This window comes from Flavobacterium sp. 270 (assembly GCF_004368785.1).
In the GTDB taxonomy this organism is placed as follows: Bacteria; Bacteroidota; Bacteroidia; order Flavobacteriales; family Flavobacteriaceae; genus Flavobacterium.
This window is the reverse complement of the sequence record NZ_SODM01000001.1, coordinates 388517-403057: the sequence shown is the minus strand read 5'-3', so window position 1 is coordinate 403057 and position 14541 is coordinate 388517. Positions and strand designations below refer to the sequence as shown.

At 34.0% G+C, this 14541-nt stretch carries 10 protein-coding genes; 8 read left to right on the top strand and 2 right to left on the bottom strand.

All coding sequences use genetic code 11. The annotated features are described in order from the left end of the window. The first annotated feature begins 8 nt into the window (after positions 1 to 8). The gene (locus EV144_RS01775) at positions 9 to 2915 is read left to right on the top strand and encodes an NHLP bacteriocin export ABC transporter permease/ATPase subunit (protein ID WP_134145590.1); all 2907 of its coding nucleotides are present in this window, start codon (positions 9 to 11) and stop codon (positions 2913 to 2915) included. A 4-nt stretch (positions 2916 to 2919) separates the two neighbouring features. Next, entirely contained in the window at positions 2920 to 4062 is a 1143-nt protein-coding gene (locus EV144_RS01770; protein ID WP_134145588.1) for a DUF7005 family protein, read from the top strand. A gap of 113 nt (positions 4063 to 4175) precedes the next feature. On the opposite strand, the gene EV144_RS01765 is transcribed toward EV144_RS01770, so the two are convergent. Continuing rightward, positions 4176 to 4442: a hypothetical protein gene (locus EV144_RS01765; RefSeq protein WP_134145586.1), complete on the bottom strand. Its 267-nt coding sequence runs from the start codon at positions 4440 to 4442 to the stop codon at positions 4176 to 4178. Between the two features lie 147 nt (positions 4443 to 4589). Further along, on the bottom strand, positions 4590 to 5438 hold the full coding sequence (locus tag EV144_RS01760) for an AraC family transcriptional regulator (protein ID WP_134145584.1): 849 nt from the start codon (positions 5436 to 5438) through the stop codon (positions 4590 to 4592). Between the two features lie 104 nt (positions 5439 to 5542). Here EV144_RS01760 and EV144_RS01755 point away from each other — a divergent pair, with 104 nt between their 5' ends. The 6 genes from EV144_RS01755 to EV144_RS01730 all read left to right on the top strand — a co-directional run bounded on the left by EV144_RS01755 (position 5543) and on the right by EV144_RS01730 (position 14427). Further along, on the top strand, positions 5543 to 6499 hold the full coding sequence (locus EV144_RS01755; protein ID WP_134145582.1) for a polysaccharide deacetylase family protein: 957 nt from the start codon (positions 5543 to 5545) through the stop codon (positions 6497 to 6499). 11 nt (positions 6500 to 6510) lie between these two features. Next, complete coding sequence (locus tag EV144_RS01750; RefSeq protein ID WP_134145580.1) at positions 6511 to 6891, top strand: VOC family protein; 381 nt, start codon at positions 6511 to 6513, stop codon at positions 6889 to 6891. Between the two features lie 185 nt (positions 6892 to 7076). Further along, positions 7077 to 7550: a nuclear transport factor 2 family protein gene (locus tag EV144_RS01745; RefSeq protein ID WP_208326827.1), complete on the top strand. Its 474-nt coding sequence runs from the start codon at positions 7077 to 7079 to the stop codon at positions 7548 to 7550. A 46-nt stretch (positions 7551 to 7596) separates the two neighbouring features. Further along, positions 7597 to 8703 carry an alkene reductase gene (locus EV144_RS01740; RefSeq protein WP_134145576.1) on the top strand — a complete coding sequence of 369 codons (1107 nt, stop codon included), beginning with the start codon at positions 7597 to 7599 and terminating at the stop codon, positions 8701 to 8703. A 338-nt stretch (positions 8704 to 9041) separates the two neighbouring features. Next, positions 9042 to 12401, top strand: a complete 3360-nt coding sequence (locus EV144_RS01735) for a SusC/RagA family TonB-linked outer membrane protein (RefSeq protein ID WP_134145574.1) — start codon at positions 9042 to 9044, stop codon at positions 12399 to 12401. 13 nt (positions 12402 to 12414) lie between these two features. Next, positions 12415 to 14427 carry a RagB/SusD family nutrient uptake outer membrane protein gene (locus tag EV144_RS01730; protein ID WP_134145572.1) on the top strand — a complete coding sequence of 671 codons (2013 nt, stop codon included), beginning with the start codon at positions 12415 to 12417 and terminating at the stop codon, positions 14425 to 14427. The last annotated feature ends 114 nt before the right edge of the window (positions 14428 to 14541 follow it).

Genomic DNA, 14541 nt, shown 5'->3' with positions numbered 1-14541 from the left:
TAAAATCAATGAACGAGAAAATACATATTGGGGTAGAAAATCCATTGATTCTTCATAATACAGACCGCTTCTGGATGATTATTTCGGGAGAAGTAAATGTATTTTATACTAAAATTGACGTAGACGGAGAATATCTGTGTGCGCTTAAATATTTATATTCTGCAAAAAAAGGCGAACTATTATTTAGCTTACTTCCTGTAGATTACACAGATACAACCAGATTAATTGTTTTTTCTAATGAAGCAAAATTACTCGCAATAGAAAAAAGCGACCTTTTGCATATTGATCGTTTCTTTTTGAAAAACATGATCAACAAATGGATCTTAAAAACATCGGCAGAATTAAATTCACAAAACGCACCCAGAGTTTTTACCGCCATTGATGATTTTAATACCATAAATTTAAAAGAAAATGCCATTGCATATCCTTCACACGGCGTAAATTGGGTTGGTCTGGACAACGGAAGTCTTTCAATATTTTCCGAAGATCTTAATGTTAATTTTGATCAGCATCCTAATTTTCCAATTCCGGTATCCAATAAACTATGGATAAAATCGATATCCACTACGACAGAAGTTAAAATATTAAGCACCAGTGAAGTTCTGGAAGAAGATGTGAATTTTTTAATTTCATTAGAAAAATTGCAAGCCCATTTTTATGCACAATTAACCAAAATAATAGAAACGAATAGTATTTCTGAAAATACAAGTTTGGATGCCAAACTGGCTGGTGAAGAAGACGAACTAAAAAACACGCTCGAAAAGATAAAATCAATAGTTACGGGCAATAAAAAAAGTGTTCCGTACCTCGCAGCTTCAAAATTAAACAAACAAAGTTTATTATATTCAACCTGTCAGATCATTGCAGAGCACAGTCAATTTAAATTTGAAGAACCCAAACACATTGATCCAAACGAAACCAGTTCAAAAAATTTATTGTATGCCATTGCAAAAAGCTCCAAAATAAGAGTTCGCAAAATCATCTTAAGAGACGTTTGGTGGAAAGAAGAAAACGGACATTTACTAGCTTTTACCAGAAAAGACAATGATCCTGTTGCACTTATACAAAAAACTTCAGGTTCGTATTGGATAAAAAACTTAGCAACTGGCTCAGAATCTGTTGTAAATGATGAAATAGCAGCTTCATTAGAACCAATCGGCTATATGTTTTTTTCTGGATTTGATGTCAAAATGGATTCCATAAAAAAGGTATTGAATTTTGCCATGAACGGCGTTAAAAAAGATGCCAAATTATTAATTCTGGCTTCCTTTGCCGGAAGTGTAATAGGCTTATTAATTCCTATTTTGGCAGGAATTATTTTTGATGACGTAATCCCAACCGCAGACCGGTCTATTCATGTAGAAATATTTGCCATTATGATTATTATAGGTTTGGTAACCGCCGGATTACAGCTTGTTCAGGGCGTATTGCAAATGCGTGTAGAATCAAAATCCAGTATCAATCTGCAGGCAGGCGTTATGGATTATATCTTGAGACTTCCTGTAACTTTTTATAAAAAATATACTGCGGGAGATCTTACCAACAGAGTTCTCAGCATCAACGCCATACGACAAATACTTTCTAATACTTTATTGACTGCGGTATTGAGCGGCGCATTCTCGTTTGTAAACCTGATACTTTTATTTTATTACGATTCTAGTTTAGCTTGGGTTGGAGTAGGACTTGCCGTAACTGCAGTTGCTTTTATGATTACAATTGGTTGTTTAAAATTAAAATATGATCGACAAGTTTCTGAATATCAGGGAGAAATTCAGGGTTTTCTTTTTGAGTTTTTATCAGGAATAAGCAAAATCAGAATAACGGGCGGCGAAAGAAGAGTTTTTACGCTTTGGGCAGAAAAATTTTCAAAACTAAAACAACTGGGATTCAACTCTGGGAACTATCAGAATTTTGTCGAAATTTTCAATAGTTCTTATCCGTTATTTACCAGTATTTTCTTTTTCTCCTTTATCTATTATACCGTTCTGCACGCTACAACTGCGGGAATAAGTATGATATCTGTAGGTTCTTTTATGGCTTTTATTACCGCTTTTAATAAATTTTTGAGCGATAGTTTACGATTAAGTATGGCCTTTATAACCTCTTTAAATGTTATTCCGTTATACGAAAGAGTAAAACCAATATTAGAAGAAGAACCCGAATCTATGGATCAGAGTATTGATCCTGGCGAATTGGCGGGAGATATCGAGATGAATTCTGTTTGGTTTAGATACGATCCCGAACAGCCTTTAATTTTAAAAGATATTACATTTAAAATAAAACCAGGCAAAATGGTTGCTTTTGTTGGGCCGTCAGGTTCCGGGAAATCAACCATTATGCGATTGCTTTTAGGATTTGAACACGCCGAAATGGGTTCTATTTTTTATGATGGAAATACTTTTGATACCATGAATAAAGAATTGGTAAGAAGACAAATTGGTGTTGTTTTACAAAACGGAGCACTTATGGCCGGGAGTATTTATCAGAATATTGTAGGGAATTCTGAACTAACATTAGACGATGCCTGGGATGCCGCACGCATGGCAGGAATGGAAGAGGATATTAAAAATATGCCTATGGAAATGCACACGCTTATCAGCGAAGGTGCAGGAACATTTTCGGGCGGACAAAGACAACGACTAATGATCGCAAGGGCAATTGTACACAAACCCAGATTATTATTTATGGACGAAGCTACAAGTGCGCTCGATAACAGAACCCAAAATATTGTTGCCGAAAGTTTAGACAAACTTCAGGCTTCACGTATTGTAATTGCACACCGCTTAAGTACTATAAAAAACGCCGATCATATCTATGTTCTGGACAAAGGAGAGATTATAGAATCGGGTACATATGATGAATTAATGCAGCTGGACGGCTTATTTACACAACTGGCAAAACGCCAAATTTCGTAAAATCATGAACAATTTATTTCCCATAGAACCAGTAGATAAAGAGGTATCGATTGGTTTATCTTCAGAACTTAGAAACTATCTTTTTAATAAGTTTATTTTAAATGATGTTCCTACGATTTCTACTTTTAATGATGATCCTGAAATTCAGTTTTGGGAAGAATCTTTATGGAATCCTTCTGAAAGAAAAGACATTTTTACGCTCTTAAAAGAATGTTATCCGCAATTGAATTTTTTAATTGAAAAGGAAATCGATAAAATTGAATTGTATAAAAATGTTGTTTTAAGAGGGAAAACAGATACTATTAAATTAGCCGCTTATCTGGCATTAGAAGATTCAAAAAACATCAGTTTAGAACTTCATCAAAGTATTGCAGGCAAAATTCCGGTATTAATTATTCCTAATAAAGAAGATTTTATAAAAATACTACAGTCGCTGATACATAAAAATAATCCCGTACCAATTCCGCCATCAATGGGAGCAGTATTGCTAAACGGTTTAAACAATTGGAAAAGATTAAATAATATCAAAAAAGACTGGCTGCAAAACAATCCTTCCGGCGATTGGAACACCGAGTTTTCAGATAATGTTATGCCCAACAGATCTTTATACAAAGATAAATTCATCATTTTAAGTACAAAACCGTACAGTAACGTTACAGCGGATCAATTGGGATTAACAGAAGATTTATGGGATTCTTATTCGGTTTCGATACGTAAAGAACATGAATTTACGCATTTATACACACTCAAAAAATACGGACACGCTGCGAATAACCTGCACGATGAATTAATTGCTGATTATATCGGAATTATTACAACAATCTGGAGTTATAATAAAGTCTGGATGCTGACTTTTATGGGATTAGAAAATTATCCAAATTATAGAGAAGGCGGCAGATTAGAAAATTATGTAAAAGAAAGTAAATTATCTGCAGATGATTTTAAACAATTAATTATAATTGTGAAAAATGCTATTGAAAATATCGCTGTTTTTGACAAAAGCGTCGGCAAATTAAAATCAATTAAAGATCAAACCTGCAGAATAGATGCACTTTGTGAAATTGGTTTAATTGATTTGGCTTCTTCAAATGGTGCAGAATTATTACTTGAGATTTATTATGACAATTTTCATCAAACGTTATTATAAAAATTTAAAACAAAAATAGAATTGTAGATTACGATTTTAAAGATGAAAATAAATCTGGAAAAGAACTATATTTTAGGAGTCCTTTTCCAGATTTATTTTTAAAGATGTTTCTGTTAAGCATTATCGTAATTAGGAAGGTGATTTTCAATCCCGGCTTCAATTACGTCTTTATATTTTGCAAGCCCTATTCCGATAATAGGAATAGATAATTTTGCAATTACCGAAGCAGCTTGTTTTTTACCTATCTTACTCAAATAAGAAGATAAAAGCAATGAGCCGACTGCGCCAACAAGTATATAACTGCCTGGGATATCAGCAATTTTATCTTCAATAAATTCTCTAATATCTTCCAGATTTTCCTGATTGATTAAATTTTCCATAATTCTGTTTTAAATGAGTTTAGATTCTAATACATTCAAAATTAAAATATTACTACTGCCAGAATTTATATAATTTGAGACTTCGATTATATAATTAATGGAATTTAAAACAGAGTGAGTTATAAAAATTGATTTTTTTATTAATTGTTAGGCCGTGTTTTTAATGAATTCTGATGGGCTCATAGCTTTATATTTCTTAAAAATTCTATTAAAATGACTGGCATCATTAAATCCCAATCGTATGGCAATTTCATTGATATTAAATCGTTTCTGGCGTAATAGTTTTTCTGCAGTTTTGAGTTTAAGTTGAATGATGTGCTGTTGCAGCGAAAGTCCGGTATGTTTTTTTATGTAAATGCTGATGTAGTTAGACGACATAAAAAAATGTCTGGCGATATTTTCTATATCCATTTTTTCATTGTCCAAAGCATTGATTCTTATATAAGTCAAAATATTGTTCAGTTTTTCAGTGTCGTGCGAGAATCTGTTTCTGATATTTTTATTTTCGTTTAAATTCCGCGTTATAATTACCATAAGCGCACCAAAGAGTTCGATAACAGCTTCGTCGCCAAACAATCTTTTATCAATAAATTCAGCTTTCAGAATCCTAACAAGCAAAAATAAATTATGATTGTCTTGCTCATTTTCAATAATACTTCCAATATTAAATTGATTCATTGTCAGGACATTCTTTAAGGATTCTTCCCATTGCGTTTTTTTGTTTGCGCTTAATTTTTCAATAAAAACCTGCTCAGTAAATTTTATATAAGTAAAAATGGTTTTTTCTTCAATAACAAATTCATGTGCATCATCGGGCGTAAGCAGAAAAACATCTCCTTTTTTATACGAAAAAGAAATTTCATTCAATAAATGTTTTCCTTTTCCTTCTTCAACAAAAATCAATTCATAAAAATTATGCTTATGCAATTCATATGTCCAGGTTTCTAATTCAAGAGAAAACACATTAATCGATTGAAAACTATTAAACCGCTGCATGATATTTAATTTAGGATGAATTTGTACAAATATACAATGAATTTGTACAAATAATTACCTTTTGTTCCGCTATATCTTTGTCTTATAATTTAAAACATAAAAAAATGAAAACATATTTAATAGGATTGCGTTCTTTGTTTATAATGAGTTTGTTAGCTCTATCTTTAAACAGTACTGCACAGAATAAAACAGTAAAAGAAACCAAAAACTGGCCTAACGGAGCACAGTTGGTTATTTCAGTATCAATGCAGTTTGAAACCGGCGGTCAACCCGAAGGCGCAGAGAGTCCATTTTCTGGTAATCCACTGCCAAAAGGAAACCCAGATTTACCCGCAGAAAGCTGGTACAGATACGGTGCAAAAGAAGGAATTTACAGAATGCTAGATTTATGGAAAAAGTATGATATTAAAGTGACTTCGCATGTTGTTGGAGAAGCTGCCATAAAATACCCGGAAGTGGCAAAAGCAATTGCAAATGGAGGCCACGAAATTGCCGCACACGGATATTCTTGGAGCAATCAATGGAATATGAATTATGCTGATGAATTGGCTTTTGTTAAAAAAGGAGTAGATACAGTAGAATCCATTACAGGAAAAAGAGCCACAGGATACAATGCAAACTGGCTTCGCAGAAGTCCAAATACATTGAAAGTTTTACAAGAACTTGGGTTTTTATATCACATTGACGATTTAAGCCGTGATGAACCTTTTATCACAAAAGTAAACGGTAAAAACTTTGTCGTAATGCCTTATACAGTTCGTAACAACGATATTATAAATATTGAAGGTAAACATTGGAGCCCTGATCAATTTTTGGCACAATTAAAAATGGAATTTGATCAATTGTATGCCGAAGGAGCAACAAAACGCAGAATGATGTCTATAAGTTTCCATGACAGAATAGGAGGAACGCCAGCGATGGTACATGCAATGGATGAATTTATACAATATGCCAAAAAGCAAAAAGGAGTAGCTTTTATGAGAAAGGATGATATTGCAAAAATGGTTATCAATGATCCTAAAACGCCAATAGATAACTCAGAAGCAAAGTATAATAATTAAACACAATTATCATGCATATAGATCATACTACTATTAGGACAAAAGATATAGAGGCAGCGAAAAATTTCTTTACCACAGTTTTTGATTTAAAAGAAGGAAAACGCCCAGATGTGATCGAAAAGTCGATTCCGGGTTATTGGTTGTATGCTGATGATAAACCGATAGTTCATATCATTCTTGCAGCTCCACGATTTCAGCTTCAAAATAATGCTGGATCAGAAGCCATAGATCATACTGCATTTTATATGAATGGTTTCGAAAACTTTAAATCAAAATTAGATCGATTAGCAATCTTTTACACCACAATGGAATTGAAAGATATTGATGAAAAAAGAATCTTTCTTCACACGCCTTCAGGTATTTTGTTGGAAGCTGTTTTTAGAAATGAATAAATAGAAACGAAATTTTGTGACTCTTTTTCGTTTTACAACGAAATAAAGTTGGCTAAAACTTTTTAATTTAGATTAATTAATTGATTTGTAGTTGTTTATGTTTTAAGTATGCTTTTTGAATTTAAAACAAACCAGACCAATAATTAAAAACCAATAGTATGAAACAAAATGTAAAACAATTAAAAATGAAAAATATAAAATTAATAGCATTACTATTATTGCTTGGCTTTTCAGCTCAGGGACAAGTAAATTCCGATCAGGAAATCAACACAAAGCAAACCGCAGAAAAGTTCTTTGGCTATATAACGGAAAAGAATCCGGAAAAAATAGCTTCAATGGTTTCAGAAAACGTTGACTGGTATATTTTCGAATCTAAATATATGCCCTGGACCGGACATCGCAGTAAGAGAGCAGAAGTTTCGGAACTGTTTAAAACCTTATTCGGTTATTTTATTGACGGAAGTGAAAAACTGGATGTGCATTCTTTTATGGTGCAAGGTAACGAAGTGGCAGTTTTTGGAACTATAGAAAGAACAGTGAAGAAAACAGGCAAACATTTTAAAATGCCTTTGGCGATACATCTTACCGTTGAAAATAATCTGATCAGCAAATTTTCACTTTACGAAGAAACATTAATTATAGAAAAAGCTTTTAAATAAATTGATTTTAAAATAAAAAATAAACGCATTTAAAATTATAACTAAAATGAAAAACCAAAAATTATTTCAACCATACAATTTAAGCGGCGCTAATTTAGAAAACCGTTTTTTAATGGCTCCAATGACACGTTCGCGATCTTCACAGCCGGGAGATATTCCAAATGCTTTAATGGCTGAATATTATGCACAGCGAAGTACAGCAGGTCTTATTATTACAGAAGCTTCGCAAATCTCTTTACAAGGAAAAGGTTACGCTAAAACGCCCGGAATTTACAGCAAAGAACAAATAGAAGGCTGGAAATTAATCACCGATGCAGTACATAAAAATGGAAGTAAAATATTTCTTCAGTTGTGGCACGTTGGCAGAGTAAGCAGTTCTAAAGTAAACGGATTACAACCTATAGCTCCTTCTGCATTATTAGCTCAAAATACCAGTGTTTATATTTTTGATGGAGCTCCAAATGGCGATGCGACTTTTGTACCGGTAGAAGAACCAAAAGAAATGAGTAAAGCAGATATTGATGAAGTAATTGAAGATTTTGTACAAGGAGCAAAAAATGCTATTGAAGCCGGTTTTGATGGTGTTGAAATTCACGGTGCAAACGGTTATCTGATTGATCAGTTTTTAAGAAGCAACAGCAATAAAAGAATGGATGAATACGGAGGTACAAAAGAAAACAGAACTCGTTTTTTAATTGAAATTTCTAAAGCGGTTGCAAAAGCTGTCGGAAAAGAAAAAACAGGTGTAAGGCTTTCTCCATTTATTAGTTTTAAAGACATGAACGATCCTGAAATCTTGCAGACTATAGGTTTAGCAGCTAAGGTTTTGAATGATCTTGATATTGCTTATATTCATCTTTGTGAAGCAGATTGGGACGATGCGCCGCAAATTCCAAATGATTTTAGAACAGAACTTCGTTCTAATTTTAAAAATGCCATTATTGCAACGGGAAATAAAACACCTGAAGAAGGCGAACAATTGATCGAAGATAATCTGGTTGATTTAATTGGCTACGGCAGAAAATTTTTAACTAATCCTGATTATCCTCAAAGGGTAAAACAAAATGCGGTTTTAAATGAAATTTCAGATAATCATACTTTGTTTGGCGGCGGTACAGCAAGAGGTTATACAGATTATCCTTTTCTAAGATAATTTTTACATATACAGAATTTTTGAAGAGCGGTTGTTTTTGCAACCGCTTTTTTTATTAAAACAATTTGAAAGCTTATGTTATTATAATGAATTCTTAATTATTTGTGTATTGTGTTTTTTTTCTAGGTTTTTTTTGACAAATTAATTTTTTTAAGGTTAAATATGAGGTTTAGAAGTAGTACTCATACTTTATTATACCCTAAAACGGATTTTATTACTCCTTAATAAAACGTTAATTAATCACTTTTGCAACACCAATCATTGTTGCAATTTCACCAACGTTACAATGGTTTTCAAAAAAACTAATTAATTCAATTAACCAAAATCACAAACCAAAAATGACAAATTTTATTAGGATCAAAAAAAGTCCTGATTGTGTATCTGGATTTAAGAAAATGATGATGTTATGTGCATTGTTTTCTTTATCTCAAGTCCAGGCATACGCTATTAGTTCTAAGAGTAAAACTGAGTCTGAAAATGTTGAACTTCAAAAAAGCATTAAGGGACAAGTAAATGATGAAACTGGTATGCCACTGCCGGGAGTAACTGTTTTAGAAAAAGGAAGTAAAAATGCGGCCTTAACAGATTTTGACGGAAAATTTACTTTAAAAGTAGATAACGAAAATGCTGTATTGGTATTTACTTATTTAGGTTATGTAACGCAGGAAGTTGCATACAAGGGTCAAGCTTCAGTTAATGTAAAATTATCTAAGGCTACTACTTCACTAGAAGAGGTAGTTGTAGTAGGTTATGGTAAAATGAAGAAAAAGGATTTAACAGGATCGATCGTTCAGATTACGCCAGACAAGTTAGCAAATCAGAATCCGCAAACTGTTCAGGACGTGTTGAGAGGTACTCCTGGTGTAAGAGTAGGTTATGACCCTTCTGCAAAAGGAGGAGGAAATATCCAGATTCGTGGGCAGACTTCTGTTTATACTGGAGGAAGTCACAATTCACCGCTTATTATTCTAGACGGAATGCAGTTTTACGGTGAGCTATCAGAAATTAATCCTGATGATATCGCACAGCTTGATATCTTAAAAGATGCATCGGCAGCATCTGTATATGGATCGAGAGCGGCAGCAGGGGTTATTCTTATTTCAACCAAAAAGGGTAAAACAGGTAAGCCTATCATTAGTTTTACTTCAAACACCACTACAAGTCGTAAAAGTGCTTACCGTGATGTATATTCACCAGAAGGATATTTAAAATATCGTGAAGATTGGGAAACTGCTCAAACTTATGGTGTCAATCCAACAACTAAGCAATACGAAGCCTTTATATCTGGTACAGTAGCGCCAAATAAACCAGGTTATTTCTCAAATCCTAATGATTTAGGTAAATGGGGTATTACTGAAGCGCAATGGTTAGCGTATCAACCAGCTGCGCAGACAGCAGGAAAGAGTAGTAAGGAAGTATGGGGAAATCGTTTAGGGTTGAATTTCGATCCTTCATTAATGGCTAATTTTCTGGCTGATAAAACACACGATTGGCGTGACAGCTCTTTTAGAACTGGAATTAACCGTGATAATAATTTGAGTGTTTCCGGAGCAGGTGACAAGGTTAATTATTATATGTCTTTTGGTTATATGACTTCGCAAGGAGCTATTGTTGGAAACGACTATAGATCAGCTCGTTCTAATATAAAAGTTGATACTAAAATCACGGATTGGCTTGAATTTGGAGCAAATATTAATTTTCAGGACAGATCAGATGGAGATGTTACTCCTTCTTTAGGTACAAATTCTGGGGATAATAATATGATGAGAACTAGCCCTTTTGGAACCTTTATTGATGCAAATGGTAACTATGAGAGACAGCCAATGGGGAAAAATGTTTCAGGACAAAACTATAACTATTACTACGAACGTCAATTTATTGACAAAGAGACAGGTTATACGACATTGAATACTGTTTTTAACACAAAGGTAACATTGCCTGCAGGTATTACTTATTCATTTAATATTGCTCCTCGTTATCAATTTTTCCACGATCGTTATTTCAAATCAACACAAAATCCAAATTTTCCTGCAGCTACTAATGGGGTAAATAGAAATAATAATATGAGATTTGACTATAACTTAAATAATACATTAGCGTGGGATTATACAATTGCTGAAAAACATCACATCATAGCAACTTTGGTTCAGGAAGCTGAAGAAAGACGTTTTTGGTCAGATGGAATGGATGCATATAACATTCAGCCTTCAGATGCTTTAGGATTTCACAATGTTAATACTGCAACATTAGCAAATAGTGCACTAAGATCAAACGACACACATGAAACAGCAGATGCATTAATGGCAAGACTTTTCTACTCGTTTGATAATCGTTATATGCTGACAGCTACTATTCGTCGTGATGGATATTCGGCTTTTGGAGCTTCAAATCCTTATGCAGTTTTCCCTTCTTTTGGTGTTGCATGGAACTTTAAAAATGAAAACTGGTTTAAATGGGAGCCGATGAGTACAGGTAAATTACGTTTGTCTTGGGGTAAAAACGGAAACAGGTCTCTTGCGGATCCTTACATTTCTTTGGCAAACTTGGTAAATACTGGAACAATGGGGTATTTAGATGCTGGAGGAAAAGCGCTTGAAATTAGATATTTAGCACTTGATCGTATGGCAAATCCAAATTTGGTATGGGAAAAAACAACATCAACAAATATTGGTCTTGATTTAGGTTTCTTGCATGATCGTATTACTGCTACTGTAGATATGTACAAATCTGCTACACATGATATGATTATGAGTCAGTCTCTGCCTGGTTTCACTGGATTTTCATCAATTGCAACCAATCTTGGAGAAGTTCAAAATCAAGGTATCGAATTGAGTCTTAGTACTCTTAATATGAAAAAACCAAACTTAGAATGGCGTACTTCATTTGGTATATCTTATAACGAAAATAAAATTGTGTCATTATATGGCAATAAAATAGATATTAAAGATGCTAGTGGTAATGTAATTGGAAGTAAAGAGGGTGATGATTCAGCTAATGGATGGTTTATAGGTAAACCAATTTCTCAAATTTGGGACTATAAAGTAACTGGAATTTGGCAAAAAGATGAGTGGGCTGAGGCTCAAAGATACGGACAACGTCCTGGAGATCCAAAAGTTGACAATAGCTATACTGCTGATGATGTAGATGCAGTAGACGCAAATGGTGTTGCTTATAAAAAAGCAGTTTATAATGAAAAAGACAAGCAATTTTTAGGAAATTCAAATTCTCCTGTACAGTGGTCGATGCGTAATGATTTTAAGATTTATAAAAATTGGGATTTAGGTATCAGTATGTATTCAAATGTTGGGGGCAAATCGCTTAATTCAAATTATGTGAATACTTTCAACGATAGTAGTTTGTATAAATTTAACTTCAATCCTTATGTAAATCCGTATTGGACACTTGACAACCCAACCAATGACTGGGCTCGTCTTGACGCTAAAGGACCTGCAGGAACTCCGGCTGCTCCAGGAAAATTGTACGATCGTAGTTTTATTCGTTTGGACAATATTTCGATATCATATTCGATTCCAAAAGATATTTTAGAACGTGCACATATTAAAAATCTAAAAATTTATACTTCAGTTCAAAACGTGGCAACTTGGTCGGCTTCTAAGGAATGGAAATATTTTGGAGATCCAGAAACTGGAGGATTGGCTACAAGACAGTTTAATTTAGGATTAAGCGTACAACTTTAAAAATTATTCAAAAATGAAAAGATTTATAAAAAATAAAATTTCAAGACTAGTGCCTCTTATTGTAGTGGCGACTCTGTCTAGTTCTTGTTCAAAAGATTTTCTGGAATCAGACCCGCTTTCGTTTTACGAACCAGATGCTACATTTTCTACAGAGGCTGGGTTGCAGGCAACTTTAGCACTGTGCGATAAACAGCTGCGTAATAATTATGTTCACTTTAACTTTTCTGGTGTGAATGTTCCTATTGGTACAGAATATCTTTTCTCTGATATGGCACAATATGGAAAAACGGATACAGCTGGTAATATTGCGGATTATGCTGCAACTGTAGTTCCTACTGCTGATACTAACATATTTAGAAGAGATGCAGGTGGTGAGAATCTTTACCTTGGGTTTATGTGGACTGAAGCCTACACAGGAATCAAAAATGCTAATACCGTATTAACCTATATTGGTAATGTAACCACTTTATCTGAGGAAGTTAAAAATAAATATATCGGGCAGGCTTATTTTCACAGAGCATACCGTTATCTTAATCTTGTATATCAATTTGGCGATATACCATTGATTACTAAAATTTTGGCAGTTCCAAAGCAGAGTTATTATTCTACTAAAAAAGAAGCTATCATCGAAATGATTACAGCTGATATGGAAAAAGCTGTACAATGGGTACCTGAGCAATCAAAAATAGGATTTGTAGGTATGGTTAGTAAAGGTGCTTGTCGTCAGTTGCTAATTAAGTGTTATTTGGCATCTGGAAGATTTGCTGATGCTGAGGCACAAGCCAATATTTTGATTAATCAATCAGGTTACTCTTTAGTACAAGGGAATTTAGGAATTTTTGATCCAGGAGGAAATCCTACTGCATGGCCAATTACAAGAAATGTAATCTGGGATTTACACAGACCTGAGAATAAAGTGATTTCTGCTAATACGGAAGCTATATTAGTTGCACCAAACGGAGGAGCACAGTCGTTTTTAGCATTTGCCTCAATGAGAATTTTTGGACCTAACTGGAATGATGCTAACTTAATTACTCCTGATGGTAAAACAGCGGCACCGCGTTTTCCATTGACTGATAAGACTAATTATAATGCAAAATATGATTACCAAAGAGCAATAGGACGTGGTATTGGTACTATTAGCGGTTCTTATTATTCACAACATCCTATGTGGGTTGTAAACCATATTGAGGATAAGCAAGATCTTAGACATAACAGTACTGTTGGTAACTGGGTTAATATGGAAGATCTTAAATATGCTCCTGGAGCAGGTGGAAGTGCAACATGGGCTGGACAAAATTTTAGAATGAAGGATGCAACAGGTAAACTTTTAGCACAAGATTCTATTCGTGATTGGTATGATTTCCCGCATTATAAAATCTTTTATCATGATGTTGTAGCAGAAGCTAATCCAGCAGCAAATGATTTTCAGGGAGCTACTTCTGGAGCTAGTGCGCATCTGTATATCTATCGTTTAGCAGAGACTTATTTATTGCGTGCAGAAGCGCGTTTTTATCAAGGAAATGCTACAGGTGCAGCTCAGGATGTGAATGTGGTAAGAGCAAGAGCAAAAGCGTCACAAATGTATACTACGGTAACTATTGGTGATATTTGCGCAGAAAGAGGAAGAGAGCTTTACATGGAAGAATGGAGAAATGTGGAGTTAAAACGTATTTCGCACTGTTTGGCTCTTAGCGGAAAACCAGACGAATGGGGTAACACATATAACGTAGCGACTTGGGACAAACAATCTGGAACAAACGCTACTGGAGGAAGTTACTGGTACCAACGTCTTGTTCATTATACCATTTACAATAAATATCCAGGTGGTATTGCTTTAAAACCAGGCGTAAAATTTTATACTATGGACAAACGTAATAATTACTGGCCAATTCCGTATAGACTTGCTATAGAGCCTAATATTAAAGGACAGTTAAGTCAGAATTTTGGTTATGATGGATACGATGCCGGCGTAAAAGTTTGGGATAAGTGGCAGGATGCTGTTGCTGATGAAGATAAAATTTAAATTTCATTTTTGCCTTAAATAATAGAGGCGACCCATATCGGGTCGTCTCTTCTATTTTTATGATTGGATAGATTTTTATAATATCACAAAACAATCAATTATTAGGTTAAAAGA